This window comes from Cupriavidus sp. CER-90 (assembly GCF_057652055.1).
Genome location: NZ_JBYGYM010000001.1, coordinates 1,424,161 through 1,450,600 on the forward strand (window position 1 = coordinate 1,424,161; position 26,440 = coordinate 1,450,600).

Consider the following 26,440-nt stretch of genomic DNA (forward strand, 5'->3'; position numbering starts at 1 on the left):
GCGGGCATACTGCGGGGCCCGCGCCTGTTCATGACTACACGCGACTACCTCATTGCGGCTGACCTTTGAAGAACGCTGTTCAACGCGGTGTTGGCCATTTGTGTACGGAATGCGGCCAGGGTATTCACGCTCGCGTTGAGCGTCATCAGGCTTTGGATATTCTGGTTGTTGAGATTATTCTGGATCACAGTACCGGGCATGTTCGATACCGCACCGAGGTTGGCCGTATTGCCGGCGCCGTTCTGGATCACCGTCAGCAACCCGTTGGTCACGACCGTGCCCGTTGCATTGGCCACGGCCTGCTGCGCCACGCCCGCCGCGCCAGCCGCCATGCTCGCGGCGCCGGTGGCCGCGGCGCTGGCCGTGCTGCTGGCCGTGCCTGCCGCACCCTGTGCGTTGGCCGCGGCGCCCTGGGCGGCGGCCACGGCTGCGTTGGCCGCGCTGTTGGCCGCTGTCACCGCCACGGTCACCTGCCCCAGCGCCTGGGCCAGCTGGCTGGCCTGCGCGGCGGTGATGCTGCTGATATCGGGAATGGTGATGCTGGTGGACACCGCCAGCGCGCCGTTGACGAACACCGCGCGATCGATGCCGAAGCCCACCTGCAGCCCCCCGGCATCGAAGCCGCCGCGGGATGCTTCAAGCCGCGCCTGCGCGACCGGCTTCCACTTGGCCATCTGCTTGCGCGCATCGGCCACCGGCGCACCGGGATCCCGCCCGGCCAGTGTCATGGCCACCGCGAGCGGATCCTCAGGGGGGTGATGCCGGGCCACGCTGGCCTTGTCGACCGGAACCACTCGCGCAGGCGCTTCGGCGACCGCTGCGACCACGACAGGTTCTGAAACGGGTTCGGAAACGGATGCTGCCCGGGCGGCCACATGGACCGGAACAATCGGCACGCCCGGCAATCTGGCCGCCACGGAAGGCGGATCGGCCGCGGGTTCAGCCAGTGGCGCCAGGGCCGCCAGTTCGGTGGCGGCTGGCAGCGCGACCATGTCGATCGCGGTCGGAATCGCCACGGCGGCGCTTTCCGCGACGTCGGTGTGTTCCGTGGCCAGCGCGCCGGCGCCGGCCTGCGCATTGCCAGCGCAGGCCAGGCCCGCGCCAAGCAGCACGGCAGCGGTGGCTTGACCGGCTGTGCGTCTGGGCGCGTTGGAATTGCTTGTCTGGGCCATGATGTTCCTCAGCTCAAAAATCAGAGGCGCCATGCTTTGGCATGACGGTGAAGAACAGGTTGTCTCGGGGTACTCCCATCCAGTAAGGGCCGCTCGGCGCGACACGCCAGTCCGCGGCCAGGTTGAACCGCGCCTGATCGGTACGGTTGTGGATCACGAACAGCAGGCTGCTGTCCCAGATCTGTTCGAAGTGCGCGCGCTCCAGCGCACGTGTGCCGCGCGCCGGATCGCCAATCAGGACCCGGTCGCCCTTGACGCCCTTCACGACGACGAAGTGGTGATAGCCGTTCTCGACGATCAGCACGATCGCCGGAATCTGCGCCTCCTCCAGTTTCGACAGCGGCATTTCGTAGCCGTCGGCCTGGAAGCCGCGCGACTCCAGGAACCGCTTCATGTCGAGCAGCGAAAAGCCCTCGGCGCGGATCTTCGCCTGGTCGCCGTTGACGTACATGTTGGCGAAGACCGTCTGCTCCGACGTCGGGACGTTGTACTGGTACGTCAATAGCGTGGCCACCGCCGCCGAGCCGCAGCTGAAGTCGTACTGCTGGCGGATCGTGGTGCGGAAACGCGCCTCGCGCAGGCTGGTGACCGGCACGTAGTACGAGTTGCCCTGGTCGCCCGGCACGCGGATCGTGTCGGCGTGGGCGGCCGCAACGCCGCCCAGCACCGCCATCGCGCAAGCGGTCTTACACAGCAGGCTGCGCATGATCATTTGAACTGGACGTTAAGAATGGTCGCGTTCTGGATCAGTACGTTGTTGCCCGTGTTCTGGATCACGGTCGGCAAGCCCGAAGCGTTCGAGAACGATCCTTCCGACACGATATTGCTGCCGGAGAACGTGTTGATGGCCGCGTTGTCGCCAACCGTGCCATGCAGGCGCATGTCGTTGACCACCACTTCGGCGCCACCGCGCACATCGTCGAGTTTCTCGGTCGCCACGGCAGCCGCGGCCGTGCCAAATATGTTCAGTTTCGGACCTGTGGCTGCGCCCGTGTCACGGCTTGCGACCGCTACGGCCGTGGCGGAAGCCTCGGCGCTGGGCGGCCCTGCATTGGCCTGCATGAACGGCCAGGCCAGTAAGGCTGTCGAGAGTGCCACGACAGCTGGGCGATGCGATCGCATGGTGCGTCTCCCCTCGTGCTCCGTGGACATGGCCCCCATCCGGACCATGACTTCGGACCTGCAGGCTTTCGACATGACAGCGCAAACGCAACCGCCGCGCCGCGCTGTCCTGTCATTCGATCCTGGCGGGCCGTGCCGCTCCGTGCGGAGCGGCACAGACCACGCGTCAGGACGGCTTACTTTCCAACTTGCATGTTGGCCTGCACATTGACGCTTTGTTGCACCAGCGATGCCATGCCGCTGTTCTGGTTGGCGATCATGATGCCCGCGGCCGATTGACCGACACTGGTCATGGCGTTGGACATGTTGAAGGTACCGGCATCGACATAGTTGGTACCGCCAGAGCCGCCAGCACCACCGACCGCACCGTTGCCGGTACCGCCCGTGCCGCCCTGGCCAACACCGCCAGCACCGCCCACACCGCCAGCGCCCGAGGTGGCGCCCACGGCGCCGTTGCCGGCCGTGGCGCTGCCATTCGAGGCCGAGGTCGATGCACCACCGTTGGTGGCAGTACCGCCCGCGCCGCCGTTGCCGGCTACGCTGGTTTGCGCACCGCCGTTGCCGCCGGTACCCGAGCCAGCACCGCCCGTGGAGGCGCCTGCCGTGGCCGTGCCCGTACCGCCAGCGCCGCCCGTGCCAGTGCCCGCACCGGCGCTTGCCGTCGCCGCTGCGGCGCCGCCTGCCGCGCCCGCACCGCCCGTGCCCGTGCCGGTTGCGCCGGTGCCTGTGCCCGTGCCAGTGCCAGTGCCCGTACCGGTGCCGGAACCCAGGCCGCCAGCGCCGGCCGTTGCCGTGCCGGTGCCCGCATTGCCTGCGCCACGGTCATTCGACTGGTTCGATGAGCCGCTGCTGCCGCCGGCACCCAGGCCGCCGCCCAGGCCTGCGCCCAGACCGCCGCCCAGGCCGGAGCCGCCGCTGCCACGAGCCGAGCCACCGTCGCCGCCCGCGCCGCCACGCGACCCGGAGCCTGCGCTGCCGCCCGCGCCCAGGGCAGAACCGCCACGGCCGCCAGCACTGAGGCTGGCCGACAGGGCATCGCCGCCATAGCCGCGGCCGCCGCTGCCGGCGCCGCCGCTGCCGGACGCCGCGCCGCCGGCGCCGCCGGTGCCAGCCGTCGAGCTGCCATTGCTTGCGGCACCCGCCGTGGCGCTGCCGTTGTTGGCCGAACCGCCGCTGCCGCCAGCGCCGCCATTGCCGCTGGCGCCGCCATTGCCGCCATTGCCGCCCGAGCCGCCTTGACCCGTGCCGCCCGTACCATTTCCGCCTGCGCCGCCGGTCGCGCCGTTGGCGCCACCGCTGTTCGTGGCGTAGTTGCCAATGTTGGAGATGGCATTGCCTGACACCGTGCCGCTCAGCCTGCTGACGGCCAGCGCCCGGCTGCTGTTGAACGAGTTGGAGAAGTTGGCGGTAGCGGAGCTGCCGTTGGCGGCAGCCGCGTTACCGTAGCCGGACATGTCCTGGTCGGTACGGTTGCGCGAGTTCGTGGCGGTCGACGTCCGGGTGGACGTCCGGTTCGACGTCAGCGTTGCCGTCCGTGTATCGGTGCTGGTGGTGGTGCTACGGTCGGAGTTGTCCTGAGTCGCAGTGGAATTCTCGTTGGCGTGGTTTCCCGGTCCGGACTGCGTGGAAGTCGCCGTGGCCGTCTGATCGTTTCCGCCTCCGGTGGTGTTGTTGTTCGTCGGATTCGCCCAGGCCGTGCCTGCAAAAACCAGGGTAATCGCCGACGCAAGTAAAGTCTTTTTCATACGAAGCTCCCAGGAAGTTTGTTACTGCGGCTCAGCCTCCGGCCGGCGCTCTCGAGAACATCGGCTGGAGGTTCAGGTCCGGCACGGTGACCAGACCAGCCTCCCCTTGCGCATATTCAGTGCCAGCCCGCAAGCACATCGCAGAATTCCGTTGAAATACAACGGCTGCCGGACGCTCTGGAAGGAACTTTCAGGATGGATTCGCGCCTATCGGCCCGCGCGGGCCTGTGCTTGGCAGTAGACATGTCACAGGGCTGTGACACCGGTTCCGGCCGGTAGTCGGCCAACCGCCAACACCCCGCCGAAAACCCGCCTCCATTCAATGAGTTAGCGCGCACCTTCCCGCCAACCCGCATGGCCACGCGGCGTAACGGCCATGAAACAGGGGCCCGGCGATGGTCTGTACGCCGCTCTCGGGCGGTCCCGGTCGCCCGGGGGTTATCCACAGGTCATCCATGCGGCGGCACATGGAATAGGGTCCCGCGGGTTACCCGCGCAGGCAAGCTGCGCGCGACGGGAATCGCATGGATCGGGCAGCGTTTCTTGCGGAACCTGGATGCTGCGGCGGCGGCCGCCTTTAAATGTGTCGTAACACAGTAGCCGGGACGCCGCAGCGGTGTTTCATGCTAGGCTCTATGTCTGATTTACAGTACATTAGTCGCGTCAACACTTGTTAGCGCATTCGCCAGGGCAAACCATGAGTGAAGCCGTCGTCCCCCTGTATCACCAGATTTACGTGGTGCTCCGCCAGCAGATCGTGGAAGGCCGTTTCGGCCAGGGTCCGCTGCCTGGCGAGATCGACCTAGCCAAACAGTTCCATGCATCGCGCGTGACGATGCGTCGCGTGTTCGACCGCCTGGTGCAGGAAGGCCTGGTCCGCCGGCACCGCGGTCTGGGCACCTTCGTGAACCCGCACCCGGTCAAGCCGCAGGCCGCCGAGGAACGTGTCACCAGCCTGCTCGGCACCATCATCGACATGGGCGAGAAGACGGCGGTCAAGGTCATCTCGATCGACGAAGTGCATGCCACGCCCGAAGTGGCCGAGGCACTGCAGATCCAGGTGGGCGACCCCGTCATCAAGATCGTGCGCGTGCGCCACTACAAGAGCCGGCCGCTGTCGCACATCACCACGTACCTGCCTGCCGACCTGGGCCGCCCGCTGGCGCGCAAGGACCTGGAGTCCACGCCGATGCTGCGCCTGCTGGAAGCCGCCGGTGTCGAGCTCGGACGCGCGTCGCAGGTGCTGACCGCGCGCCTGGCCGATGTCGTCGTGGCACCGCTGCTCGACGTCCCCGTGGGCGGCGCGCTGCTGGCGGTACGCCGTGTGGTGCTGGACAAGGCCGGGCGCCCGGTGCAGCTGCTGATGGGCCAGTATCGTCCGGACCGCTATGAGTACCGGATGGAACTGTCCCCCATGGGCGGCGGCGACAGCGCGAACGTGTGGGTGGAAAACGAAACCCGCACCGGCCTGCGCGACTGATCGCGGCGCAGGGATATCCCTGCGCCCCGAAGCCTTTTCCGGGCCAGGCATTTCGGGCCATACTGCGCACTCCAGATCACACTGCGAGGAGCCTTTGTCATGCCAGTCATTCGCCCGGGCGCGCATCATCCGGCCCGCACCCCCACCCGACCAGGCCGCCGCCGCGCGCTCGCGCTGCTGGCCCTGGCATCGTTGCTGGCAGCGCCAGCCGCCCATGCGGCCATTGCCGGCGGCAAGCCGATCCGCATTCTGGTGGGCGCTCCCGCCGGCGGCACCACCGACACGCTGGCCCGCACCATCGCGCAGGAAATCTCGCAGACGCTTGACCAGCCCGTGGTGGTCGAGAACCGTCCCGGCGCCGGCGGCAACATCGCCGCCGACATGGTGGCCAAGAGCCCGGCCGACGGCACCACGCTGCTCATGAGTTTCACCAGCCATACGATCAACGCGTCGCTGTACAAGAAGCTGCCGTTCGATCCGATCGCGGACTTCACGCCGATCACGCTGGTGGCCAATGTGCCGAGCGTGCTGGTGGCCACGCCGAAGCTGCCCGCCAACAACATTCCCGAACTGATCCGGCTGGCACGCGCCGAACCCGGCAAGCTCAATTTCGGTATCGGGTCGGTGGGCTCGTCGGTGCATCTGGCCGGCGACATGTTCAAGATGATGACGGGCACGTACATCGTCAATATTCCGTACAAGGGCACCACCCCCGCCATCACCGATCTGCTGGCCGGCCAGGTGGACCTGATGTTCGCCAGCACCATCAACGTGGCGCAGCATGTCAAGGCCGGCAAGCTCAAGGTGCTGGGCGTGACCAGCCCCACGCCGCTACCGCAGTTTCCCGGCGTGCAGCCGATCGGCGCGACCGTGAAGGGCTTCGAGTCGAGCGCCTGGTTCGGCCTTTTCGGTCCGGCCAACCTGCCGCCCGAGATCACACAGACGCTCTATCAGGCAGCACGCCATGGCCTGGAACAGCCTGCCGTGCGCAAGCGTCTGGAAAACGACGGTGCCCAGCCCAGCGCCATGCCGCCGGCCGAATTCGCCAATTTCGTGAAGCAGGACGTCAAACGCTGGGCCACGGTGGTGAAGTACTCCGGAGCCCAGCCGGAATGACCCTGTCCAGCGGCAACGCCGTCGACCCCCTGCAACTGCCGGCGACGCTCGCGCAAAAACTCGTTGCGCGCGCGGCCGGCACGGCCCATGTCACACCGGGCAGCATCGTGATGTGCAAGGTCGATCTGGCGATGTCGCACGACTCCAGCGGGCCGCGCCGCGTGGCGCCGCTGTTGCGGGAACTGGGCGCCCGGGTGTGGGACCCATCGCGCTATGTCGTGGTCACCGACCACTATGTACCCGCGGCGGACCCCGATGCCGAAGCCATCGTGCGCTTCACGCGCGACTGGGTGCGCGAGGCCGGCATCCCCCATCTCATCGACAACCAGGGCATCTGCCATCTGGTGCTGCCCGAGCGGGGCTTCGTGCTGCCGGGCCGCTTCATCGTCGGTGGCGACAGCCACAGCCCCACCGGCGGCGCCTTTGGCGCGTACATGTTCGGCGTGGGCGCCACGGAAATGGCCGGCGTACTGGCCACCGGCGAAATCTGGCTGCGCGTGCCGCAGACCATCCGCCTGGACTGGCACGGCAAGCTGGCCGAGGGCGTCTGCGCCAAGGACATCATGCTGTTCCTGTGCGCCACGCTGGGCCTGGCCGGCGGCCGCTACGAGGCCATCGAATTCACCGGCACGGCGATTGCCGCCATGCCGATGCAGGAACGCATGACGCTCACCAACATGTGTACCGAGTTGGGGGCGCAGACAGGACTGATCGCGCCCGATGCCACGACCATGGCGTGGCTGGCGCAGGCCGGTGTGGACACGGCAACGCTGGCGGCCATCGACCCGCGCCAGTGGCGCAGCGATGCCGATGCGCCGGTGCTCCTGACGCATCGCTTCGACGCCACGACGCTCGTGCCGTATGTGGCCGCGCCGCACAGCCCGGCCAATGGCGCGCCCGTGACGCAGGCTGCAGGTCAGGCGATCGACATCGCCTATATCGGCGCGTGTACTGGCGCCAAGCTCGAAGACCTGCGCATGGCGGCAAGCGTGCTGCGCGGGCGCAGGGTGGCCGCCGGCATGTCGCTGCGCGTGGCGCCGGCGTCGGCGCGCGACCAGCAAGTGGCCCTGCACGAAGGCACGCTCGGTGTGCTGCTGGATGCCGGCGCCGAACTGCTGCCCAACGCATGCAACGCCTGCGCCGGCTACGGCGCCAGCCGCTTTCCGGCCGGCAGCCGGGCGATAGCCTCGACCGCACGCAATTTCGCGGGCCGCATGGGCGACGCCGGCAGCGCGGTCTGGCTGGCATCGCCGATGACCGTAGCGGCCACCGCCGTCACCGGCAGAATCACCGACCCCCGGACGCTGCTCGCATGACCGTTGCGCCCGATTTCTCCCATTCGCCCGCAGGACGCATCTGGCGCTTTGGCGACGATGTGGATACCGACGCCATGGCGCCGGGTCCGTACATGAAGTCCGGCATCGACGAACTGGCGCGCCATTGCCTGGAGAACCTGCGCGCGGACTTTCCCACGCATGTCCGGCCGGGCGACATCGTGGTGGCGGGGACCAATTTCGGGATGGGATCGTCGCGCGAGCAGGCCGCGCAGGCGCTCAGGCATCTGGGCGTGGCCGCCGTACTGGCCCGGTCGTTCGCCGGCCTGTTCTATCGGAATGCGATCAATATCGGCCTGCCCGTGCTGGTCTGCCCGCAGGCCGATACGCTCGTCGATGCCACGCGCGTCACATTCGATCTCGACGGCGCGCAAGTGCGGCTCGAGGACGGCTCCCGCGTGGCATGCGAACCGGTGCCCGACTTCCTGCGCGCCCTGCTACATGCGGGCGGGCTGGTACCGCACCTGAAAGTGCGCCTCAGCGGGCAAACGGGCCGTCCCTGAGCGGCAGATCGCCACGGGGCCGTGCCGCCGGGTGCGGCAGCGTGGACGCGCACCGGGCCTCGCGCAGCAGCGTCATGGCCTCGTCGTCCGACGTCTGGGTGAAATCGAGATAGAACGCACCGACCGCGCCGAAGCTGGCGGGCGTGTTCAGGCAGACGACTTCGTCCGCGACTTCGCGCAGCGTGTCGAGCCCCTGCGCGGAACCCACCGGCACGGCGGCCACGATACGAGCCGCCCGCGCCATGCGCGCGGCATCGAGCGCGGCGCGCATCGTCGCGCCCGTCGCCACGCCATCATCGACCACGATCACGCATCGGCCTGCCATCGCCACCACAGGGCGCCCCTGGCGATAACGCTGCTGGCGGCGGCAGATCTCGCCAAGCTGCCGTCCGCGTTCGGCATCGAAGGCACCCGATTCCACCGCCCGCTGCACCCAGGGGTCATCGTTGATGACCGTATGGGGGCCGTGGCCGCTGTCATCGCCCTCCACCACGGCGCCGAGCGCCAGTTCGGGGTAGCCCGGCGCGCCGATCTTGCGGACCAGCAGGATATCCAGCTTGCCCTCGACGGCCAGCGCCACCTCGTGGGCGACAGGCACACCGCCACGCGGCAAGGCCAGCACCAGCGGCGGATCGCCGTCGGCACGACGCGCGTAGCCAAGTTCGACCAGGCGGCGGCCCAGATACTGGCCCGCCTCGCGGCGGTCGGCAAAGCATGGCGGCAGGCTCATGGCGGGCTCCCGCAACAGATGGCGTGAAAGTGAATAACCGCTTACGAATCGCTTGCGGTGCGCGTTCCACAGCCACTATAGACCCGGGGCGTGCGTGCGGCGGGGGATTTTTCCCTGTCCGGGTTGCGGCGGCCGGCCGCGCGGTTTGTTGCGCATACGCCGCTATGAGGGGGATAGGCGCCGGCGATTGATCCGCGAACTGGAACAGTCTTTTCAGCGTCCGCCCGATGATCTTGGCGCGATGGTTCCGTAGGATTGCTGCGGGGCGACAAATTCCGCCCGACGACCCATCCCGTGCAACGCGGCGGCCCACGAGCCGCCCCCGACTGAGTGAGCGTAATCGTGAATCCGCAACACATCTCCCGCCCTGACGACGTGGCCGATCGCACCGAGGCCGATCTCGACATCCCGTTTGGTTCGCTGGAAGCGGCCGCCATGGCCGAACTGCCCTACACGTTCCGCCCGACGGGCACGTGCGCGCGCTACTACCAGGAATACTTCGGCTGAATCAGGGCCGGCCTTGCGCCGGCAATGGGGCAAGGCCGCGCAAGGCGGCCGCCCCCCTCCGCCGGGCTTCAGTAGGTCTTGTAAGGCAGGAACTTCCCGGACATTTCGATCCGCACCCGGTCTCCGTTGGGATCGGCCTCGCGCTGCAGGTCCATCCGGAAATCGATGGCGCTCATGATGCCGTCGCCGAATTCCTCGTTGATCAGCGCCTTGAACGTGGTGCCGTACACGCTGATCAGTTCATAGAACCGGTAGATCAGCGGGTCAGTGGGTACTTGCGTCGGCAGAGATCCTTTGTAGGGAACGGTTCGCAGCCACGGCTCCGCCTCGGCGGGCAGGTCGAAGATCTCCATCACGGCGCGTGCGCCGGCCTCGTCGAAGGTCATCTGGCCCAGGCAGGCGGCGGTCGTCCATTCCTTGCTTTTGCCCACGCGGTCGGCCACCTGGGCCCACGAGATGCCGCGCGTTACCTTGGCTTCGATGATGAGGTCGGTCACGTCCTGGCGATTCATGTCGGTTGCTCCGGTCTGGTATGGATGGTGTTTCCCCGGAGAACCGGCGCGCCGGCGCGCGGCTAGGGCGACTGCGTGCGCTCGATGACCGCTACGGCATCGGCCGCGCCATCGTCGAACCTTGCCCGTGCGAACTGGGGCACGGTAAGCGGGCTCAGCCCTTCAAGTGCCTGCAGAACCAGCACGATGAACATGACCGGCATGACGTCCTCCCTCCGGGAATACGGCAAACAGACTGGCGCAAGCTTCGTGCCATCGCTCCGGCACGGACTTTGGGATATTCGGCGGGTGCGATGACGCATCGTGGGGCGTTCGACGTCGCGCCGCCACCCCCGATGGCGCGGCCCACGCACCGCCACGGGGAACCGGTCACGCATCCGGCATGCCCGAAGCGTACCCGTTTCTGCGGAAAACGTCGCGGACGTCGCTTGCGATGACAGGAGCAGTCAGAGCGTGCGAGGCGCCCTCGCCAACGGATACGGCGGCGGCCGGCAACCGCCGCGGACATCGCCGAATCTTTGCAGGACTCATTTCCGATGTAACGCCACATTACCTGCCGCTGACCGGTCAGACATCTTTCCGACGCCTACGTCACATTCCTGCAAACCCTTGCCCCATCAGGCGTTGCGGGTGGCATCGGCGTGCACGGGGAGGCTGGCCGGGACCGGACCATGTGTGAGACAGCCTTACAAGTGCAACCGCGTTCGCACAGTGTGCGCCGCTAGAGTGAACTCGTGTTCAACGCGAACCGGATACGGAGTCCCTCTCATGAAACGCGCAATCGCCCTGGCCATCCTGCTGACCACCACCAGCGCCCTGCTGTCGGCGTGCATCGTGGTGCCGCCGCGTGGCCCGCACTACCACCACGACTACTACCGCGGCGGCCGCTACTGAGCGAATCGCGCCTGACGATCGACCGCCTGCTTCCCTCATATTTCCGGCGCCCTCGCCTCAAGGAGATCCACATGAAACGCCAGATCCTGCTTGCTGCCACCGTCCTTGCCACGGGTGGCGTCTTTGGACTGCTGTCGCCTGCCGCGCAGGCCCATGGGTACTACGACAACCCGCCCCCGGCCCCGCGCCACGAGGTACGGCCGGCACCGCGCCCGGGCCAGGTCTGGGTGCCGGGACACTATGACCGCGCCAGCAACGGGTATGCGTGGCGTGGCGGCTACTGGCAGTCGGCGCGCCACGGCTAGCGCTATGTGCCCGACCGCTGGGTGCATGGCCCGCACGGCTGGTACAAGCGCCCCGGCTACTGGGGACGCTGAAGTCCTGCAACGCCGGGTAAGTCCGCGCACGCTCGTGCCTGACCGTTGATGCCAGAGGCGATCACGGCAGCCGGGTGTGCGGTATCAAGACAGCGAAGCGGGCCGGACCCACGGGCATGGGGTCCGGCCCGCGACGCTTTCCGGGCGTGCCGCAACAGCCACCCCGGGCAGGTTGAAGGTCGGGAGACGGCAACGGTACAACGCGATTTTCTTTCCTGCCGAGGCACGATCCGCCCTTCATCCTTTTGCACTAGTCCGACGGAATCCCCACCAAAGTCGCAGCGGAAAATATTGGCATCCGGAACATTTTCGAGGGGTTTCAGCAATGCGCCACCAAACACCATTTCCGTTAATGCCACACCCCCCAAGCGGGTGAGTTTTTGATATTCACCACACCATTTTCATTCCGATCGGTTGCATGCGTGAAACAACTTCCCGGCGTGATGTATCAATCGTGAAACCCCTGTGGCAAGGCCGGCTGGATGGCTTTGCAAATACTTCTCCAGCCAAATGCACGATCCAGGCAATGGATTATGAGGTGGAGTGCATTACATCTCCACATCAACCCCAACCCGTGCGCTTGCATTCGTACCAACCAGCCCATAAGATGAATTTAAGTTTCGATTTAGGAGCGAGATTTTCTTTCGGGTTAAGGTACGGGTCATACTTCTGGTCGCGCGGACAAGCCCTTCTAACAAGCGGGCGTCGACAGACACGGAAGCACGGGGTTACAGCTGAAGCAAGCGGTGCCATCCACGGTGGTCCGCACAGTCCAGCGGCGTAGTTCCCACACGCAAAGCGTCCCGCATCTCACCCACAAACGGGGAGTCAAGAAGAATGAACGCCTTGCTGATCGAGGAGCATCCGCTGCTCCGGCTCGGGCTGCTGCAGATGCTCGAAACCATCCAGGAATCCGGACATGTACTGGCGCTGGCGCCAGCCGACATCAACCGCCTGGAGATCCCGCACCGAAACGCCGACCTGTTGGTCTTCGGCATGCCCGCCGACCAGGCCACCGGCTGGGAACAGCTGGAACAGGCCCGGGAACGGCTCACGCCACAGCGCATCCTGGTTCTGTCCGACAGCCTTCCGCTGCATGTGCCGTCGCCCGACGCCGCGCGCGGCATCTGCGGCTGCCTGCCCAAATCGGCATCGCTGGCCGTGATCGAGGCCGCCATCCGCCTGGCCATATCCAGCGTGCAGGGATTGATGTTCGCGGGTGACGCCGCGGCACCGCCCGTGGCCTCGCGGTCGGCCATGCCGGCCACCACGTCGCTGGCGTCTGCGGCCCCGCTGCCGCTGTCGCCCGTCACACCGCAGGACGCGGTATCGCCATCGGCCTGTGCCAGTGCCATGCGTGCCGCCGTGGCAGTGCGCGACCTGACCAGCCTGCGCCCTGGCACGCCCATCGCCGCGGCGCCCGTCACGCCCGCCCACGGCCTGCCGATGGCCGAGGAAGAGCCCAGCTACGACGAAGCGGAGATGCTCAAGATCACGCCGCGCCAATACGAAGTGCTGGTGCTGCTGGCGCGCGGCTATCCGATCAAGACGGTCAGCCGCATGCTCAATATCTCCGTGGCCACGGTGAAGAGCCACGCCTGCACGCTTTACCAGCGACTCAAGGTGCGCAACAAGGGCGAAGCGGTCTATGCGGCGCTACAGCGCGGCGCGACGCTGGAGTGGGTCAACGGCGACCAGCATTCCGCACGCGCGGCCAGCGCACGCAAGCCGCTTTCGCGCCTCGACGACACTTCCTTCGAGACCGGCCTGCCTCTCTAAAAGGCGCCGTCGCGCTAACCCGACAGTCGGGCGCCGGCATCACGCGGCGCCCGCCTTGTTTTGGGACAACGCATGGCGCGGCGTTTTGCTGATGGTCCTGTTTCATGCGTGCGTTTTCGCACATTTCCACCTGGCGTGATCGGCAACGATTGCCTCTCGCCCCACGGCGGCCCAACGTGACAGGAGGAACTTCCATGCTCGGCAGCCCGAAAGCCGATCCGCGACATCTCCCACACTCCGGCGTCTTCGGCCATACCAGCGCCATGCCGGACCAGCCGAGCCCGATAGAGCCCACCTGGATTCGTGCTGGCACGCCAGTCACCCGCTGCCGCGATCACTCCGCAACGCACGACGGCGGCGCGTGGACCACGATCTGGGATTGCACCCGCAGCAAGTTCGACTGGCACTATCAATTCGACGAAGTCGTCGTCATCCTCGAAGGCAGTGTGCGGGTCACGGACTGCCATGGCATGAGCCGCACCCTGTGCCAGGGCGACGTGGCGTATTTTCCGTACGGATCCTCGTGGGTGTGGGAGGTTGACCACTACGTGCGCAAGATCGCCTTTTGCCACGCGTCGATTCCGCCCGGCATGCGGCTGCCAGTCCGCGTGGCGCGCCGCCTGGCGCGTGGGCGGCACGGCCAGGGCGGGCTGCTTGCGCGCTTTGGCGATCGGCTGGCCCCGGTGCTGCGTCGCACGGGCCGCGTGGCCGCCACCGTCGTCCTGATGGGAGTGCCTCTCTGAGGCCGTACGGCGTGCGGGAGGGCCGGCCCGACTATGTGGGATACCAGACAGTGACACCCCTGCGCCGCCCATAGAGTCCATCCCATCCGCAACCAACATGTGACGGTCATGGGCGCAAGCGATCTGGAAAAACTCGACAATCAGGCGGCGCAGCTGCCGCGTGGACGCAACGGTACCCGTCGCGCGCTGATCACTGGTATCACCGGCCAGGACGGCTCGTACCTGGCGGAATTCCTGCTGGAGAAAGGCTACGAGGTCCACGGCATCAAGCGGCGCAGTTCGCTGTTCAACACGGATCGCATCGACCACCTGTACCAGGACCCGCAGGCGGACAACCGCCGGCTCATCCTGCATCACGGCGACATGACCGATACGGCCAGCCTGGTGCGCGTGGTGCAGCAGTCCCAGCCCGACGAGATCTACAACCTGGCCGCGCAAAGCCATGTCCAGGTGTCGTTCGAAGAGCCCGAATACACCGCCAACACCGATGGCGTCGGCACGCTGCGGCTGCTCGAGGCGATGCGCATCCTGGGGCTGGAAAAGGACACGCGGTTCTACCAGGCGTCCACGTCCGAACTGTACGGCCTCGTGCAGGAGATCCCGCAGAAGGAAACCACGCCGTTCTATCCGCGCAGCCCGTATGCGGCCGCCAAGCTGTACGCCTACTGGATCACGGTGAACTACCGCGAGGCCTACAACATGTACGCCTGCAACGGCATCCTGTTCAACCACGAAAGCCCGGTGCGCGGCGAGACGTTCGTCACGCGCAAGATCACGCGCGCGATCGCCCGGATTGCGCTGGGGCTGCAGGACACGCTTTATCTGGGCAACCTGTCCGCGCTGCGCGACTGGGGCCATGCCCGCGATTACGTGGAGATGCAATGGCTGATGCTCCAGCAATCCGTGGCGGAAGACTTTGTCATTGCTACCGGCGAACAGCACAGCGTGCGCGAATTCGTGGCATGCGCGGCGCAGCGCCTGGGCATCACGGTCACGTTCGAAGGCAGCGGCGTGGACGAGGTGGGCATCATTTCGGCGATCCACCACGATGGCCGGCAGTTGTCGTCCCGCTGCAAGGTGGGCGATGTGATCGTGCGCGTTGACCCCCGATACTTCCGGCCCACGGAGGTGGAAACGCTGCTTGGCGACGCCACGCGGGCTCGCGAGAAACTGGGCTGGACGCCGCGCATCAGCTTCCCGGAGCTGGTCAATGAAATGATCGAGGCGGACTTCCTTTCGGCCCGCCGCGATGCGCTGGTCAAAATGGCAGGCTTCAGGACATACGACCACCATGAATAACGATATCCAGAGAATCTTCATCGCAGGCCACCGGGGCATGGTCGGCTCCGCCATTGCCCGTGCACTTTCCACGCGCGATGACGTGGAACTTGTCTTGCGCACGCACAGTGAACTCGATTTGACCGACCAGCTGGAGGTCCGGCACTTCTTCGCGACCGAGCGGATCTCCCAGGTCTACCTGGCGGCCGCCCGCGTCGGGGGCATCCACGCGAACGATACGTACCCCGCCGAATTCATCCAGCAGAACCTGATGATCGCGGCCAACGTGATCCACGAGGCGTGGAGCAGCGGCGTCAACCGACTGCTGTTCCTGGGGTCGAGCTGCATCTATCCGAAGCTTGCGGCGCAGCCCATGCAGGAATCGGCGCTGCTCAGCGGCCCCCTGGAGCCGACCAACGCGCCGTATGCGGTGGCCAAGATCGCCGGGATAATGCTGTGCAAAAGCTATAACCGCCAGTACGGCTCCGACTATCGGTGCGTGATGCCCACGAACCTGTACGGCCCGGGCGACAACTACCACCCCGAGAACAGCCACGTCATCCCGGCACTGATCCGGCGCTTCCACGAAGCCAAGCTGGCTGGTGCTTCGGAGGTCAGCATCTGGGGGTCCGGCACGCCGTTGCGCGAATTCCTGTATGCGGACGACCTGGCGCGCGCCTGCGTGCACGTGATGACGCTGTCGAGCCAGGTCTACCGCAAGCATGCGGGCGCGCCCGGCTTCCTCAACGTGGGCACCGACGAGGAAGTGACGATCCGCGACCTGGCACTGCTGGTTGGCAAGGTGGTCGGCTTCGAGGGGAGCATCCGGTTCGACACCACGCGACCGGACGGCACGCCGCGCAAGCGGCTCGACAGCAGCCTGATCAATGCCACCGGCTGGCGGCCCCTCATGGCGCTGGAGACGGGCCTGCGGATCGCGTACCAGGATGCGCTGTCGACCAAACGGCTGCCAGAGTTCCTCGCAATGGAAACCCCCGCATAGCAAGTAGGGAGGACGTCATGCGCCTGTCGGCCGGGTCCCTCTGGGACATGTTGCTGGCGACGACGCTGTTCGGGATCGTGGGCTATTGCCACGCGATCTCGAACATCGATTCGCCGATGCTTCTGCTGTCCACCCTGTTGCTGGCGGCGACCGTCGTCATGCACTGGATGGTCCACGCGCGCGAGCGCGAGCCGTCGCTGGGAGACTCGGGGGCCCTGCTGTTCGAGATCCTGTTCCTGGTCGTGGCGCCCGCGGTGCAGCGCGCCTACTTCGACGGGCAGATGGTGAACACCGCCACGCTGTCCGAGGCGCCCGCCGTGGCCACCAACCTGCTGTGCACGCTGTTTATCATGGTGTATGTCGGCGCGCGCTGCTACATCGCCAGGCGCGACCGGTACCAGCGTCCGCGCCCGGGCCCTCGCCAGGCGCATCCCGCCCACCACGGCTACGCGGCACGGTTGACCGTGCCGCGCGGCTTCGTCCTGGCTGGCGTGGCCGCCGTGGCCGCGGCACTTTCCTGGCAGTCGATCGACCTGCGGGCGCAGTCGGAGATCATCGAGGCTACGCCGCAGTACCTGCTGCAGCAGAAGTTCCTGTGCTTCCTGCCCGTTCCCGCCTTGCTGATGCTGGTGAACGTCAAGGGCTGGAAACTGCTGCGCCAGCCGTTCTGGCTGCTGCTGGCCCTGTTCCTGCTGGTCTGCGTGTTCTTCGCGCAGAATCCGCTGATCGAGAAACGCAACGCCATCGGACCGGTCTACCTGGGGCTCATGCTGCTGGTGGTGCCGTGGTTCTCGCGCACGTCACGCCGGCAGGCCGCCACGCTGCTGTTGCTGACCGGCGTCTTTTTTCCGTTGCTGTCGGTCTTCACTCACGCGGACATGACGTCCTGGCGTCCTACCGACGTGCTCGACCCCTGGATATACTTCGAACACTTCATCGATCTGCACTACGACGCCTGGGCCAATATCTGCACCGTGCTTGACATGGTGAACATGAACGGGGTGCGCTATGGCGAACAGCTGCTGGGAAGCCTGCTGTTCTTCGTGCCCCACACGCTCTGGGAAGCCAAGCCGCATGCCACCGGCATCGATATCGGCCAGTTCCTGATGGTCTACCACAAGCTCGAATTCGATAACCTGTCGGCGCCGCTGATCGCGGAGGCCTATATCGACTTCTTCGTGTTCGGTGTCATTGCCTACGCCGTCGGCCTGGCGTGGTGCGTGCGCCTGCTCGACCGCCTGTACCGGGCCGATGGCCCCGTGGCGCGGCCCGCCGGTATCTATTTCGCCCTGTTCCTGATCTTTGCGCTGCGTGGCGCCTTGATGATTGCGGTGGCCTACGGCAGCGGGGCCGTGCTGGCGTTCATGACGATCGGCTGGTTCGTCGGCGGCAGGCGCAAGCGTCGTGTCCCGCGCAGCCAGCGCGCGCAGCTGCCACGGACACAGCCGGCCCGCGCGGCGCACTGACATCGGCCGGGCGGTTCTCTGCCCGGTGGCTTCGCCAGCCTCGCTGCACCCAGACAACAAAACGCCCCGCGGCATTCGGCACGGCGGGGCGTTCTGCATTGGCTCCGGGGTGTTTCGCTGTGAATGGCGGATCATGACCGGCCACACCGGCCAACCGTTGCCGGCCGGCCATTCGCGACGGCACTGGGGCCGAATACCGTTGTTGGCGGCTCCTGCGGCTCCTCCTGGTCCTGCCGCACGGCACCCGGGCCTACGACTGTCCTTCCGCCCCCACTCTCTCTGCGTCTTGCGCGCCGCCAGATCAGTGCCTTCCGGCAAGCCGGCCGCGACGGATCAGGCCCACGGCCCGGGTCGGCGTCATCCAGAGCGCGGTCACCGCATTGGCGGCGATCAGGATGGCAACGATGTTCGGAAAGTTCACGGCGTGGCAGGCGTACAGCACGATGCAGCCCACGGAGGCGGCCACGAATTCCATCGTGCCGATGTTGCCCAGGCTGGCGAATGCCTGGCCGCCCATCAGCACGGGCGTGCTCGCGGCCGATGTCACCAGCACGGCAAAGTACACGGCACACAGCGCCGCCAGGCCGTTGGAGATCACGTACTCGTGCGCGGTCCACAGCGATACCGCCGCGCTTCCGGCCACGGCCGCGACGGCAATGGCCAGCAGGCCGTAGCTGATGTAGCACGTGGCCAGCCTGCGGTAGGTGCGCGACACCCAGCGCCAGTCGCCCGCCAGCATGTTGCGATGGATGATGGGCCAGAGCGGCTGGTTGATCATGAAGACGAAGCTGTGCAGCAGCATGATGGCCCGGAACAGCAGGGCCAGCAGCGCGGCGTCGCGCGGCATGCCCATTTCGTAGCAGAGCAGCACGGTGCCCTGCTGCAGGAACGCCACCGCAAGCTGGGCCTGCACCAGCGCCCGCGTGTTGCCGGCCAGCTCCCGGGCGAACGATTTCCCGGGGTACGAGCGGGGCCGTCCGACGCGTATCAACACGGTCGTCATATTGAACAGGCGCAACAGGATGAAGCCGAGCTGGCTGGCCACGAACAGCAGCGTCACGTCCACATGTTCCTGGCCGGGTTCGCGCGCGAACGTCACCAGCAGGATGAACACGACGTTCAGCACGCTGCCACCCGCCGTGATCAGGTTGTTGACGTGCTGGCGATGCTGCCCCTGGTTCACGGCTTCGCCCACGGACAGCACGGTCAGCATGGCGTAGCAGATCAGCGCCGCCGTGAACAGACCGTAGTGACTGGCGGAGAACAGGTTGACGCCGCTGGACTCCAGCGTCGGCCGCAGGATCAGCACCAGCGCCACCACCGACGCGAAGATGGCCGACAGGCCGCCGACCGACACCGCCAGCACGCCCGGAAGCAGACCCCCCTTCTTGTCGTCGGCAGCGATCGACGTGATCGTGGGCCAGACGCCGATCGCCACGAGCGACAGCCATGCCGAGATGCCGAAGTAGACCATCATCGCGCTGAAATCGTCGGGGGCCAGCACCTTGGCAAACAGCGGGATACTCACCACCTGCAGCCCGATGCTGCACGCCTTGGACACCATCGAGCTTGCGACGGCCAGGCGCAACGCCCGGGTGGCCTGGCGCGCCCGTTCGGTCGCGCCCTGATCGCGGGAATCGCTTCCCGGCGGCGATATGCCCATGGTGGTATCGCTGTCGAGCAGCCCGCCTTTTGTTGTCGTCACGCACGCCTCCGCATTGCCAGCAACCGTTGCACGCCCGCCCCGAATGCCCTGTGCGGCACATGCTGGGAGCGTGGACTTCCGCAACGATGGAAAGTCCCGTCGCAGTGGAGGGTAGCCGCTTGCACCTCACATCTCTGTTCGCTCCCCCACAGGTGCGCAGCGCCGGGCACAGAGCGTGCGGCGTCGAACATTGCCGACGGCATGCGCTGCGTAGACTGCGAAGCTGGCTCGCCGTGCGGGGGTAGGCGCGCCCGGCGCAGTGCCATCCACGCCCCCCGCATCCGCCACACGGCGCCAGGACAGAACAAGCGATGAAAATCCTGCTCTATTGCCTCAACTATGCTCCCGAACTGACCGGCATCGGCAAGTACACCGGCGAGCAGGCGGAATGGCTGGCCGCCCACGGCTACGACGTGCGGGTCATTACCGCACCGCCCTACTATCCCGCCTGGAAGGTCGATCCGGCCTACGCCGGCCTGCGTTACCAGCGAGAGATGCGCAATGGTGTCGACGTCATGCGGGCACCGCTCTGGGTTCCCGCGCGCCCGAGCGGCCTGAAGCGCGTGCTGCACCTGGCATCGTTCGCGCTGACCAGCATCGGCTGGCTGGTGCGCCAGGCAAAGTGGCGCCCCGACGTGATCTTCATCGTCGAGCCGCCGTTGTTCTGCAGCCCCGCGGCATTGCTGTTCGCGCGGCTGACCAATGCCAAGATCTGGCTTCACATCCACGACTACGAAGTCGATGCCGCGTTCGAACTGGGCCTGCTCAAGGGCAAATGGCTGCGCCGTATGGCCACGGCCGTGGAACGCTTTGTACTGACGCGCTTTGACCATGTCTCGTCGGTCTCGAACGCGATGGTGGCGCTGGCCAGGCGCAAGGGCGTCGACGAAAGCCGCCTGACCATGTTGCCGAACTGGCTGGACCTGCAGGGCCTTGCGCGCCGCAGCGATGCCGACTACCGCAAGCGGCTCGGCATCCCGGCCGATGCCGTGATCGCCCTGTACTCCGGCACCATCGGCGCCAAGCAGGGCATCGAAATCCTGGCGGAGGCGGCGGAACACCTGCGCGAACGGGAAACCCTGCATTTCGTCTTCTGTGGCGAGGGGGCCGGCGTCGAGGACCTGCGCACGCGATGCAAGGGCCTGCCGCGCATCCACTTCCTGCCGCTGCAGCCGTGGGCGGACTTCTCCGCACTCCTGGCCGCGGCCGACATCCACCTGATGCCCCAGCGCGCCGACGCGGCGGACCTGGTGCTGCCGTCCAAGCTTGCGGCGATGCTTGCCAGCGGCAAACCCGTGGTGGCCACCGCCGCGCCGGCCACCGAACTGGGCAAGCTCGTCATCCAGTGCGGCATCGTGGTGGAACCGGGCGACAGTCTCGCGCTTGCCGAGGCCATCGTCACCCTTGCCGACGACCCGTTGCGCAGCCGCATGCTCGGCGCGGCGGGCAAGGCGTGGGCCGAAGCGCACCTGGATCGGGATGCCGTGCTTGCCACGTTCGAGGAAACCTTGCTGCGCCTGCATGCCGCCGACCCGATCGCCAGCCCCACCACCGCCACGGTCGACTCCGTCGGCGACTAGCCGTGACGGTGCAGCGAGCTGGCGTGCGCCACGGTTCTGTGGGCTTCCGTACTGTAGATGCGGCGCTGCAGCGCCAGCATCGGGACATCGTTTCCGGTTCGCCGGATGAAGGGAGCCCCAACATGTTTCAGGATCTGTCGACCTTCCGGATGCCGCCCGGGTTCCGTGGCCGCTCGGCGCTGGTCGTGCAGCTCTGGTGGTGTGTGCAGAGCCTGCTGTTCCATCGCTCGCCCCAGTTTGCCAACGGCTTCCGCCGCTGGCTGCTGCGCTGCTTCGGCGCCCAGGTGGGCCGCGACGTGGTGATTCGCCCAAGCGTACGGGTGACCTACCCGTGGAAGGTCAGGATCGGCGACTACGCGTGGATTGGCGATGGCGCCGAACTGTACAGCCTGGCCGAGATCGAGATCGGCAATCACGCCGTGGTATCGCAGTACACCTACCTTTGCGCCGGCGACCACGACTACCGGCGCAGCGACTTCGCCATACGCGGCCGTCCGATACGCATCGCCGATGAAGCCTGGGTGGCCAGCCACTGCTTCGTCGCGCCGGGTGTCACGATTGGCCGCGGCGCGGTGATCGGCGCCCACAGTGCCGTGTTCCGCGACATGCCTGCCGGCATGGTCTGCATGGGAAGTCCGTGCCGCCCGCGGCGTCCGAGGCTGGACGACGCGCCGCCCGGCGACACATCGCCATCGCTTTCGGCCGGAGCGCCGCTGGACGTGGAAGCCCTCCACGCCGACTAGACGGCCGCCAGGTCATTTCGCAGCCCAGGGACTGACGATGATCGACATCTATCACAACATGCTTTGGCCCAAGTACAAGGGCGCTGTGTTCACGGAGGCGTTTTCGCACGCGCGCGGCAAGGGGCAGGACGTACGCTTCTTCCACATCTCCGCCACCGGCTACGGCCGCTCCGCCTACAGCAGTGTCGACACCAGCTACCACCGGTACCCGTACCAGATCCTGTTCGACGCGCCCTACGAGACCATTCCGGCGTGGAAGGTATCGCTGCGGCTGATGCGCGAGGTATTCCGCTCACGCAGCCGGCTGATCCTCATGCCCGGCTATCACCGGGTGGAGTTCTGGGCCATGCTGGCCGCCTGCATGCTGGCGGGCAAGCGCCGCGGCGTGTTCTGCGATTCGACCATGCGCGACCAGGCCGATCACCCGCTCAAACGACAGCTCAAGCGCTTTTTCTTCCGCCAGTGCGACGGCATCTTCGTCTACGGCCAGCGTTCCGCCGAGTACGTGATCGCCATGGGCGCCGATCCCGCGCGCATTGTCTACCGCTGCCAGGCCGCCGCACTGCCGCACACCTACAGCGCCGAGTCGGCCGCCAGCATGCGGCTGGCCAACGCGCCATCGCCGGATCGTCCCCGCTTTCTGTTCGTGGGGCTGGTATGCCGCGCCAAGGGCATCGAGGACCTGTTGCGCGCCTTCGTCGACGTACGCCGCCAGCAGCCGGCGGCCACGCTGGTGCTGGCCGGGCCGGTCGTCGAGTCCGAACAGATGCCGCAGCTTGCCGAATCGCTTGGCATCGCCGATGCGGTGCAGTTCCTGGGTGCCATGGATATCGACCAGCTGGCGCAACAGTATTGCCGGGCGACCTGCCTGGTGCTGCCCAGCCACACCGAGGCCTGGGGCCTCGTCGTCAACGAGGCACTGAGCTATGGCTGCCCGATCGTGGTAAGCGATTGTTGCGGCTGCATTCCCGAGCTGGTCCAGGACGGCCTGACGGGCCACACCTTTGTCACGCGCGATGTGGCCGACCTGAGCCGTACCCTGCTGCGCGCCACCCGCAGCTTTGCCGACGTCGCCGTGACAATGCGGCACTGCCTGGACGTGGCCGCGCAATACTCGCCCGAGTGCGCCGGCCGCTCGATCATGGAAGGCTGCCTCAAGATACTGGAGGATGCACGAGCATGACCCTGCCCAACGCTTTCGGGCCGATTGCCAAACAGCCCGCCGAAGCCGGCACGCCACCCGCGCCCACGCCGCGTATCGAGTCCGACCGGCCGCCGGCGGCACTGACCCGGCCCGTGGTCTTCCTGGGGCCCCTGCCGCCGCCGCACAACGGCTTTTCGGCATCCAACCAGCGCATGCTCGACCGCATTCGCGAACATGCGCCGGTCGAGGTGCTCGACGTGGCCAAACGGGCCACGGGGCGCGCGGCCGGCCTGAAGGCACTTGCCAATCGTGCACGGCAGTTGTGGCGCCTGAGCCGCCTGATCGTGAACGAGCGGCCCCACACGCTGTATCTCGGACTGTCGGGCGGGCTCGGACAGTTGCTCGACGCACCGTTCGTGGCGCTGGCTAACCTGGCGGGCATGGCCATCTACTTCCATCACCACAGCTTTGCCTACATCAACCGCCCCACCTGGTACACCCGCCTGATCATGCGTTGCGCGCCGCGCGCCCGGCACCTGGTTCTGTGCGACACGATGGGCGCCGAGCTGTCCCGCATCTACAAGCTGCCGCCCGGCAACGTGCAGGTGCTCTCGAACCTGAGCCTGATCGACCTGCCGGACGCGTCCGCGCCGGCGTCGGCCGACGCCCCGCCCCCGGAAGCGGCCGCCGAGGCGATCCGGGTCGGCTTCCTGTCGAATATCACGGCGGCCAAGGGCATCTTCACGTTCTTCGAGGTCGTGCGGCTGGCGCAGGAAATCGGCATGCCGGTCTGCGCGCATATCGCGGGGCCCGTGGCGCCCGACATCCGAGCCCGGTTCGACGCCGAGCTGGCCCGCACGCCGTGCGTGCGCTACCTGGGGCCGGTGCACGGCGCGCAGAAGGAAGCATTCTTCCGCCATCTGGACGCGCTGCTGTTCCCGACGACCTACCACAACGAGGCCGCGCCGCTGATCCTGCTGGAGGCCCACAGCCACGGCGTGCCCGTGATCACCAACGATCGCGGCTGCATCGGCTCGATGATCGATGACTGCAACGGGGTGCTGGTGCCGCGCGACGCCGATTTCGCGGAGTACGCCATCGCCTGGCTGCGCAAGCTGATGTCACCGGACGGCCACGCCGAGGCCCGGCGCGCCGCGCTGCTCATCCATTTTCAGGCGCAACGGCAGCGCGCCGAGGACGTGCTGGACCGCACGATTGCCGCCATCAGCGCGCCCAAGGCGCACAGCAACGCGGCCCGCAACGCGTGACCCAATGACAGCAGGCCTCGAAGATCGAGGCCCGCGACGTCGCTGGACAAGGGAGCGAAGCCCGGATTGGACCTCAGATGTCGTGGTAGCGCATCAGGGTGATGCCGGCATCCTTGAGCACGGTGTGGAGCGGGCCCGGGTCCATCAGCGGCGCGCCCTCTTCCTGGCGCCACGTCTCGGTGTAGCCCGGATGCACCGACATCTCGGTGACCCCCTCCGGCAGGATGGCGGGCAGTTGCAGCGCCCAGCCGCGCTGGCGCGTATCGGCGCCGACATAGAAGTCGGGGCTGCGCAGGCCGCCAAAGTGCCGCAGCAGCAGCACGTTCATGGCGCCGCGCACGTGGTTCTTCATGAAGTAGCAGTTCTGGGGCCGCCGCACCCGCGAGATGCCGGCGCGCAGCATTTCATCGCGCAGCACGCGCATGATCGCCGGGTACTTGTGCATGTGGCCATGGCCATCCACGTGCGACACGTCCACGCCCTGGTCGCGCAATTCCTCCAGCTGCAGCCGGAATTCGCGCCGGATATCGGCCGCGTCGATCAGGCCGGCCATGGCCCGCGCGCGCTGGATCTTGGGCGGGAACAGCGACCCGTCCTTGCGGCACAGCGAACTCGACGCGGGCGGACGCCAGCCCTCCACGATGTTGAAATGCAGCCCGAAGGACTGGCGGTGCTGGTTGTCCCGGGCGTACCTGCAGGCCTGCGCCGTGGCGGGCCGGCCGGCCAGGATCGTGGCGCTGGTCAGCAGACCCGCCTCGAAGCAGGCGACCGTGGCCCTGAAGGTATCGTCGTCGTAGCCAAAATCGTCGGCATTGATGATCACACCCCTCATTGCTCTCTCCGTGGTTATGCAACGCCAAATGCCCATGGCGGATGCCAATCCGCCCCTTGGGGCAACGATATGCGGCACCGCAGCGGGCACTCGGTGCGATACGCAACGTTAGCCGGGCGCGCTTCTGCACCAATGTGCGAGAGCGCACCGATAGTGCACTTTGCAGACTCCTACGATGCATTCAGTCGCGATGCACAGCGATGCGCGTCTCGTTTAATCGACTGGGGAGAGGATGCCGTGAAGACTAGCCATTACCACACAGTCAGCCGGTGCAACGCCAGATCGCCTCGATCACTGGCCGCCACGCTGGCCATGGTGTGTGCCGCATTGCTGCTGGGCGCCTGCGCGGCGTCCCCGGGTATGAAATTCAGCGCCAGCCCGGTCGGCGGCGTCAGCCCCGATTCGATGCCCGAGGTCACGCCGATCACGCTGGAACTGGTCCGCGAGCAGCAGGCCCATGCCAAACCGGCCAATGCCGGCGTCGAGGAACTGTTCGGCACGCCTGCGCCATACCGCATCGGCGCCGGCGACATCATCTCGGTGGTGGTCTGGGACCACCCCGAACTGGTGTTCCCGACGCAGACGTACAGCATCGGGGCCGCGTTCGAGATTCCGACTTCGAGCGGTGGCTCGAACATGCCGGGCTACGTGGTCAGCCCCTCGGGCGATATCCAGTTTCCCTATGCCGGCGTCATGCATGTCGCCGGCAAGACCGCCAACGAAGTTCGCGACGAGATGGCCCGCATCCTGTCGCGCGTGGTGCGCGATCCCCAGATGACGGTGCGCGTGCTGGGCTTCCGCAGCCAGCGCGTGTACGTCGACGGCGAAGTCAAGACACCTGGCATGCTGGCCATCGACGATGCGCCGATGACGCTCGTCGAAGCGCTGAACCGGGCGGGCGGGGTGCTGAACCTGACCGGCGACAACAGCCGCGTGCGGGTCACGCGCGGCGAACGCAGCTGGTACGTCAACATGCCGGCGCTGCTCGCCAGGGGCATCGATCCGTCGCGCATCATGCTGCGCTCCGGGGACATCGTGCGCGTGGAGCAGCGCGAGGACAGCAAGGTCTTCGTGACCGGCGAAGTGGTCAAGCCGTCGTCGCTGCTGATGCGCAATGGCCGCATGACGCTGAACGAAGCCCTCGGCGACTCTGGCGGCGTCAGCCCGCAGACGGCCAACGCCGAGCAGATCTTCGTCATCCGCAAGACCACCGATGGCAAGCCCAAGGTCTACCACCTGGACGGCACCTCGCCGGTGGCCCTGGCCATCGCGGAAAGCTTCGAGCTGGAGCCGAAGGACGTCGTCTACGTCGATGCGCGTGACCTCGTGCGCTGGGCCCGTGTGATGACGCTGCTCGTCCAGCCGGTGGTGGGTACGGCCAGCATCGCGCGGCCATGATCGTCACCA

The 26,440-nt window shown here is 66.9% G+C and carries 26 protein-coding genes; 17 read left to right on the forward strand and 9 right to left on the reverse strand.

Annotated features, from left to right (window positions below):
• Window positions 1-44: 44 nt before the first annotated feature.
• The 4 genes from AC24R4_RS06455 to AC24R4_RS06470 all read right to left on the reverse strand — a co-directional run bounded on the left by AC24R4_RS06455 (window position 45) and on the right by AC24R4_RS06470 (window position 4,039).
• Window positions 45-1,172, reverse strand: a complete 1,128-nt coding sequence (locus tag AC24R4_RS06455) for a hypothetical protein (RefSeq protein WP_487522526.1) — start codon at window positions 1,170-1,172, stop codon at window positions 45-47.
• A 13-nt stretch (window positions 1,173-1,185) separates the two neighbouring features.
• Window positions 1,186-1,884: a C39 family peptidase gene (locus tag AC24R4_RS06460; protein WP_400396765.1), complete on the reverse strand. Its 699-nt coding sequence runs from the start codon at window positions 1,882-1,884 to the stop codon at window positions 1,186-1,188.
• Window positions 1,881-2,294: a hypothetical protein gene (locus AC24R4_RS06465; RefSeq protein ID WP_400396767.1), complete on the reverse strand. Its 414-nt coding sequence runs from the start codon at window positions 2,292-2,294 to the stop codon at window positions 1,881-1,883. Before AC24R4_RS06465 ends, AC24R4_RS06460 begins: the two co-directional genes overlap by 4 nt.
• Before the next feature lie 176 nt (window positions 2,295-2,470).
• Complete coding sequence (locus AC24R4_RS06470) at window positions 2,471-4,039, reverse strand: hypothetical protein (RefSeq protein WP_487522527.1); 1,569 nt, start codon at window positions 4,037-4,039, stop codon at window positions 2,471-2,473.
• A gap of 697 nt (window positions 4,040-4,736) precedes the next feature.
• Between AC24R4_RS06470 and AC24R4_RS06475 the strand changes: the two genes are divergently transcribed.
• The 4 genes from AC24R4_RS06475 (at window position 4,737) to AC24R4_RS06490 (ending at window position 8,472) form a co-directional block, all read left to right on the forward strand.
• Window positions 4,737-5,519, forward strand: coding sequence for a GntR family transcriptional regulator (locus AC24R4_RS06475; protein WP_029050775.1), 783 nt, complete (start codon window positions 4,737-4,739; stop codon window positions 5,517-5,519).
• 99 nt (window positions 5,520-5,618) lie between these two features.
• Complete coding sequence (locus tag AC24R4_RS06480; protein WP_400395331.1) at window positions 5,619-6,635, forward strand: tripartite tricarboxylate transporter substrate binding protein; 1,017 nt, start codon at window positions 5,619-5,621, stop codon at window positions 6,633-6,635.
• Window positions 6,632-7,951 (forward strand): 3-isopropylmalate dehydratase large subunit, encoded by a 1,320-nt coding sequence (locus AC24R4_RS06485; RefSeq protein WP_400395333.1) that lies wholly within the window; start codon window positions 6,632-6,634, stop codon window positions 7,949-7,951. The genes AC24R4_RS06480 and AC24R4_RS06485 overlap by 4 nt, the downstream gene beginning before the upstream one ends.
• Complete coding sequence (locus AC24R4_RS06490; RefSeq protein WP_400395335.1) at window positions 7,948-8,472, forward strand: LeuD/DmdB family oxidoreductase small subunit; 525 nt, start codon at window positions 7,948-7,950, stop codon at window positions 8,470-8,472. Before AC24R4_RS06485 ends, AC24R4_RS06490 begins: the two co-directional genes overlap by 4 nt.
• On the opposite strand, the gene AC24R4_RS06495 is transcribed toward AC24R4_RS06490, so the two are convergent.
• Window positions 8,447-9,202, reverse strand: a complete 756-nt coding sequence (locus tag AC24R4_RS06495; RefSeq protein ID WP_400395336.1) for a phosphoribosyltransferase — start codon at window positions 9,200-9,202, stop codon at window positions 8,447-8,449. The genes AC24R4_RS06490 and AC24R4_RS06495 overlap by 26 nt on opposite strands.
• Window positions 9,203-9,544: 342 nt before the next feature.
• Here AC24R4_RS06495 and AC24R4_RS06500 point away from each other — a divergent pair, with 342 nt between their 5' ends.
• Window positions 9,545-9,709 carry a hypothetical protein gene (locus AC24R4_RS06500; protein ID WP_194946549.1) on the forward strand — a complete coding sequence of 55 codons (165 nt, stop codon included), beginning with the start codon at window positions 9,545-9,547 and terminating at the stop codon, window positions 9,707-9,709.
• 68 nt (window positions 9,710-9,777) lie between these two features.
• Here the strand turns inward: AC24R4_RS06500 and cynS are convergent, their stop codons facing one another.
• The gene (gene cynS, locus AC24R4_RS06505; RefSeq protein ID WP_066737728.1) at window positions 9,778-10,221 is read right to left on the reverse strand and encodes a cyanase; all 444 of its coding nucleotides are present in this window, start codon (window positions 10,219-10,221) and stop codon (window positions 9,778-9,780) included.
• 62 nt (window positions 10,222-10,283) lie between these two features.
• Window positions 10,284-10,424, reverse strand: a complete 141-nt coding sequence (locus tag AC24R4_RS06510) for a hypothetical protein (RefSeq protein WP_153948684.1) — start codon at window positions 10,422-10,424, stop codon at window positions 10,284-10,286.
• A 565-nt stretch (window positions 10,425-10,989) separates the two neighbouring features.
• Between AC24R4_RS06510 and AC24R4_RS06515 the strand changes: the two genes are divergently transcribed.
• From AC24R4_RS06515 to AC24R4_RS06545, 7 genes are all read left to right on the forward strand, one after another.
• Window positions 10,990-11,115 (forward strand): hypothetical protein, encoded by a 126-nt coding sequence (locus AC24R4_RS06515; protein WP_029050781.1) that lies wholly within the window; start codon window positions 10,990-10,992, stop codon window positions 11,113-11,115.
• A gap of 71 nt (window positions 11,116-11,186) precedes the next feature.
• Window positions 11,187-11,420 (forward strand): YXWGXW repeat-containing protein, encoded by a 234-nt coding sequence (locus AC24R4_RS06520; protein ID WP_400396673.1) that lies wholly within the window; start codon window positions 11,187-11,189, stop codon window positions 11,418-11,420.
• Window positions 11,421-12,329: 909 nt separating this feature from the next.
• Complete coding sequence (locus AC24R4_RS06525; protein WP_487522528.1) at window positions 12,330-13,271, forward strand: helix-turn-helix transcriptional regulator; 942 nt, start codon at window positions 12,330-12,332, stop codon at window positions 13,269-13,271.
• Between the two features lie 194 nt (window positions 13,272-13,465).
• Window positions 13,466-14,014 (forward strand): cupin domain-containing protein, encoded by a 549-nt coding sequence (locus AC24R4_RS06530; RefSeq protein ID WP_487522529.1) that lies wholly within the window; start codon window positions 13,466-13,468, stop codon window positions 14,012-14,014.
• 108 nt (window positions 14,015-14,122) lie between these two features.
• Window positions 14,123-15,313: a GDP-mannose 4,6-dehydratase gene (gene gmd / locus AC24R4_RS06535; RefSeq protein ID WP_487522530.1), complete on the forward strand. Its 1,191-nt coding sequence runs from the start codon at window positions 14,123-14,125 to the stop codon at window positions 15,311-15,313.
• Entirely contained in the window at window positions 15,306-16,295 is a 990-nt protein-coding gene (locus AC24R4_RS06540) for a GDP-L-fucose synthase family protein (protein WP_487522531.1), read from the forward strand. Before gmd ends, AC24R4_RS06540 begins: the two co-directional genes overlap by 8 nt.
• Before the next feature lie 17 nt (window positions 16,296-16,312).
• Window positions 16,313-17,761: a hypothetical protein gene (locus AC24R4_RS06545; RefSeq protein ID WP_487522532.1), complete on the forward strand. Its 1,449-nt coding sequence runs from the start codon at window positions 16,313-16,315 to the stop codon at window positions 17,759-17,761.
• Between the two features lie 301 nt (window positions 17,762-18,062).
• Here the strand turns inward: AC24R4_RS06545 and AC24R4_RS06550 are convergent, their stop codons facing one another.
• Entirely contained in the window at window positions 18,063-19,466 is a 1,404-nt protein-coding gene (locus AC24R4_RS06550) for a polysaccharide biosynthesis protein (RefSeq protein WP_487522533.1), read from the reverse strand.
• Window positions 19,467-19,777: 311 nt separating this feature from the next.
• On the opposite strand from AC24R4_RS06550, the gene AC24R4_RS06555 reads away from it, so the two are divergent.
• From AC24R4_RS06555 to AC24R4_RS06570, 4 genes are all read left to right on the forward strand, one after another.
• Complete coding sequence (locus AC24R4_RS06555; protein ID WP_487522534.1) at window positions 19,778-21,046, forward strand: WcaI family glycosyltransferase; 1,269 nt, start codon at window positions 19,778-19,780, stop codon at window positions 21,044-21,046.
• Window positions 21,047-21,168: 122 nt separating this feature from the next.
• Window positions 21,169-21,789 (forward strand): putative colanic acid biosynthesis acetyltransferase, encoded by a 621-nt coding sequence (locus tag AC24R4_RS06560; protein ID WP_153948691.1) that lies wholly within the window; start codon window positions 21,169-21,171, stop codon window positions 21,787-21,789.
• A 37-nt stretch (window positions 21,790-21,826) separates the two neighbouring features.
• Window positions 21,827-22,972 carry a glycosyltransferase family 4 protein gene (locus AC24R4_RS06565; RefSeq protein ID WP_487522535.1) on the forward strand — a complete coding sequence of 382 codons (1,146 nt, stop codon included), beginning with the start codon at window positions 21,827-21,829 and terminating at the stop codon, window positions 22,970-22,972.
• On the forward strand, window positions 22,969-24,201 hold the full coding sequence (locus tag AC24R4_RS06570) for a glycosyltransferase family 4 protein (RefSeq protein WP_487522536.1): 1,233 nt from the start codon (window positions 22,969-22,971) through the stop codon (window positions 24,199-24,201). Before AC24R4_RS06565 ends, AC24R4_RS06570 begins: the two co-directional genes overlap by 4 nt.
• Before the next feature lie 73 nt (window positions 24,202-24,274).
• Here the strand turns inward: AC24R4_RS06570 and AC24R4_RS06575 are convergent, their stop codons facing one another.
• On the reverse strand, window positions 24,275-25,033 hold the full coding sequence (locus tag AC24R4_RS06575) for a ChbG/HpnK family deacetylase (protein WP_487522537.1): 759 nt from the start codon (window positions 25,031-25,033) through the stop codon (window positions 24,275-24,277).
• Between the two features lie 312 nt (window positions 25,034-25,345).
• Here AC24R4_RS06575 and AC24R4_RS06580 point away from each other — a divergent pair, with 312 nt between their 5' ends.
• Complete coding sequence (locus AC24R4_RS06580; protein ID WP_487522993.1) at window positions 25,346-26,431, forward strand: polysaccharide biosynthesis/export family protein; 1,086 nt, start codon at window positions 25,346-25,348, stop codon at window positions 26,429-26,431.
• Window positions 26,432-26,440: the final 9 nt, after the last annotated feature.

Excerpts from the sequence above, each read along its gene's own strand:
- AC24R4_RS06575 (WP_487522537.1), bottom strand. The coding sequence starts at position 25,033 with ATGAGGGGTGTGATCATCAATGCCGACGATTTTGGCTACGACGACGAT.
- AC24R4_RS06580 (WP_487522993.1), top strand. The coding sequence starts at position 25,346 with ATGGTGTGTGCCGCATTGCTGCTGGGCGCCTGCGCGGCGTCCCCGGGT.
- AC24R4_RS06495 (WP_400395336.1), bottom strand. The coding sequence starts at position 9,202 with ATGAGCCTGCCGCCATGCTTTGCCGACCGCCGCGAGGCGGGCCAGTAT.
- AC24R4_RS06460 (WP_400396765.1), bottom strand. The coding sequence starts at position 1,884 with ATGATCATGCGCAGCCTGCTGTGTAAGACCGCTTGCGCGATGGCGGTG.
- AC24R4_RS06560 (WP_153948691.1), top strand. The coding sequence starts at position 21,169 with ATGTTTCAGGATCTGTCGACCTTCCGGATGCCGCCCGGGTTCCGTGGC.
- AC24R4_RS06565 (WP_487522535.1), top strand. The coding sequence starts at position 21,827 with ATGATCGACATCTATCACAACATGCTTTGGCCCAAGTACAAGGGCGCT.
- AC24R4_RS06485 (WP_400395333.1), top strand. The coding sequence starts at position 6,632 with ATGACCCTGTCCAGCGGCAACGCCGTCGACCCCCTGCAACTGCCGGCG.
- AC24R4_RS06530 (WP_487522529.1), top strand. The coding sequence starts at position 13,466 with ATGCTCGGCAGCCCGAAAGCCGATCCGCGACATCTCCCACACTCCGGC.
- AC24R4_RS06465 (WP_400396767.1), bottom strand. The coding sequence starts at position 2,294 with ATGCGATCGCATCGCCCAGCTGTCGTGGCACTCTCGACAGCCTTACTG.
- AC24R4_RS06520 (WP_400396673.1), top strand. The coding sequence starts at position 11,187 with ATGAAACGCCAGATCCTGCTTGCTGCCACCGTCCTTGCCACGGGTGGC.
- AC24R4_RS06470 (WP_487522527.1), bottom strand. The coding sequence starts at position 4,039 with ATGAAAAAGACTTTACTTGCGTCGGCGATTACCCTGGTTTTTGCAGGC.
- AC24R4_RS06570 (WP_487522536.1), top strand. The coding sequence starts at position 22,969 with ATGACCCTGCCCAACGCTTTCGGGCCGATTGCCAAACAGCCCGCCGAA.
- AC24R4_RS06510 (WP_153948684.1), bottom strand. The coding sequence starts at position 10,424 with ATGCCGGTCATGTTCATCGTGCTGGTTCTGCAGGCACTTGAAGGGCTG.
- AC24R4_RS06545 (WP_487522532.1), top strand. The coding sequence starts at position 16,313 with ATGCGCCTGTCGGCCGGGTCCCTCTGGGACATGTTGCTGGCGACGACG.
- AC24R4_RS06455 (WP_487522526.1), bottom strand. The coding sequence starts at position 1,172 with ATGGCCCAGACAAGCAATTCCAACGCGCCCAGACGCACAGCCGGTCAA.
- AC24R4_RS06515 (WP_029050781.1), top strand. The coding sequence starts at position 10,990 with ATGAAACGCGCAATCGCCCTGGCCATCCTGCTGACCACCACCAGCGCC.
- gmd (WP_487522530.1), top strand. The coding sequence starts at position 14,123 with ATGGGCGCAAGCGATCTGGAAAAACTCGACAATCAGGCGGCGCAGCTG.
- AC24R4_RS06475 (WP_029050775.1), top strand. The coding sequence starts at position 4,737 with ATGAGTGAAGCCGTCGTCCCCCTGTATCACCAGATTTACGTGGTGCTC.
- AC24R4_RS06480 (WP_400395331.1), top strand. The coding sequence starts at position 5,619 with ATGCCAGTCATTCGCCCGGGCGCGCATCATCCGGCCCGCACCCCCACC.
- AC24R4_RS06540 (WP_487522531.1), top strand. The coding sequence starts at position 15,306 with ATGAATAACGATATCCAGAGAATCTTCATCGCAGGCCACCGGGGCATG.
- cynS (WP_066737728.1), bottom strand. The coding sequence starts at position 10,221 with ATGAATCGCCAGGACGTGACCGACCTCATCATCGAAGCCAAGGTAACG.
- AC24R4_RS06555 (WP_487522534.1), top strand. The coding sequence starts at position 19,778 with ATGAAAATCCTGCTCTATTGCCTCAACTATGCTCCCGAACTGACCGGC.
- AC24R4_RS06490 (WP_400395335.1), top strand. The coding sequence starts at position 7,948 with ATGACCGTTGCGCCCGATTTCTCCCATTCGCCCGCAGGACGCATCTGG.
- AC24R4_RS06525 (WP_487522528.1), top strand. The coding sequence starts at position 12,330 with ATGAACGCCTTGCTGATCGAGGAGCATCCGCTGCTCCGGCTCGGGCTG.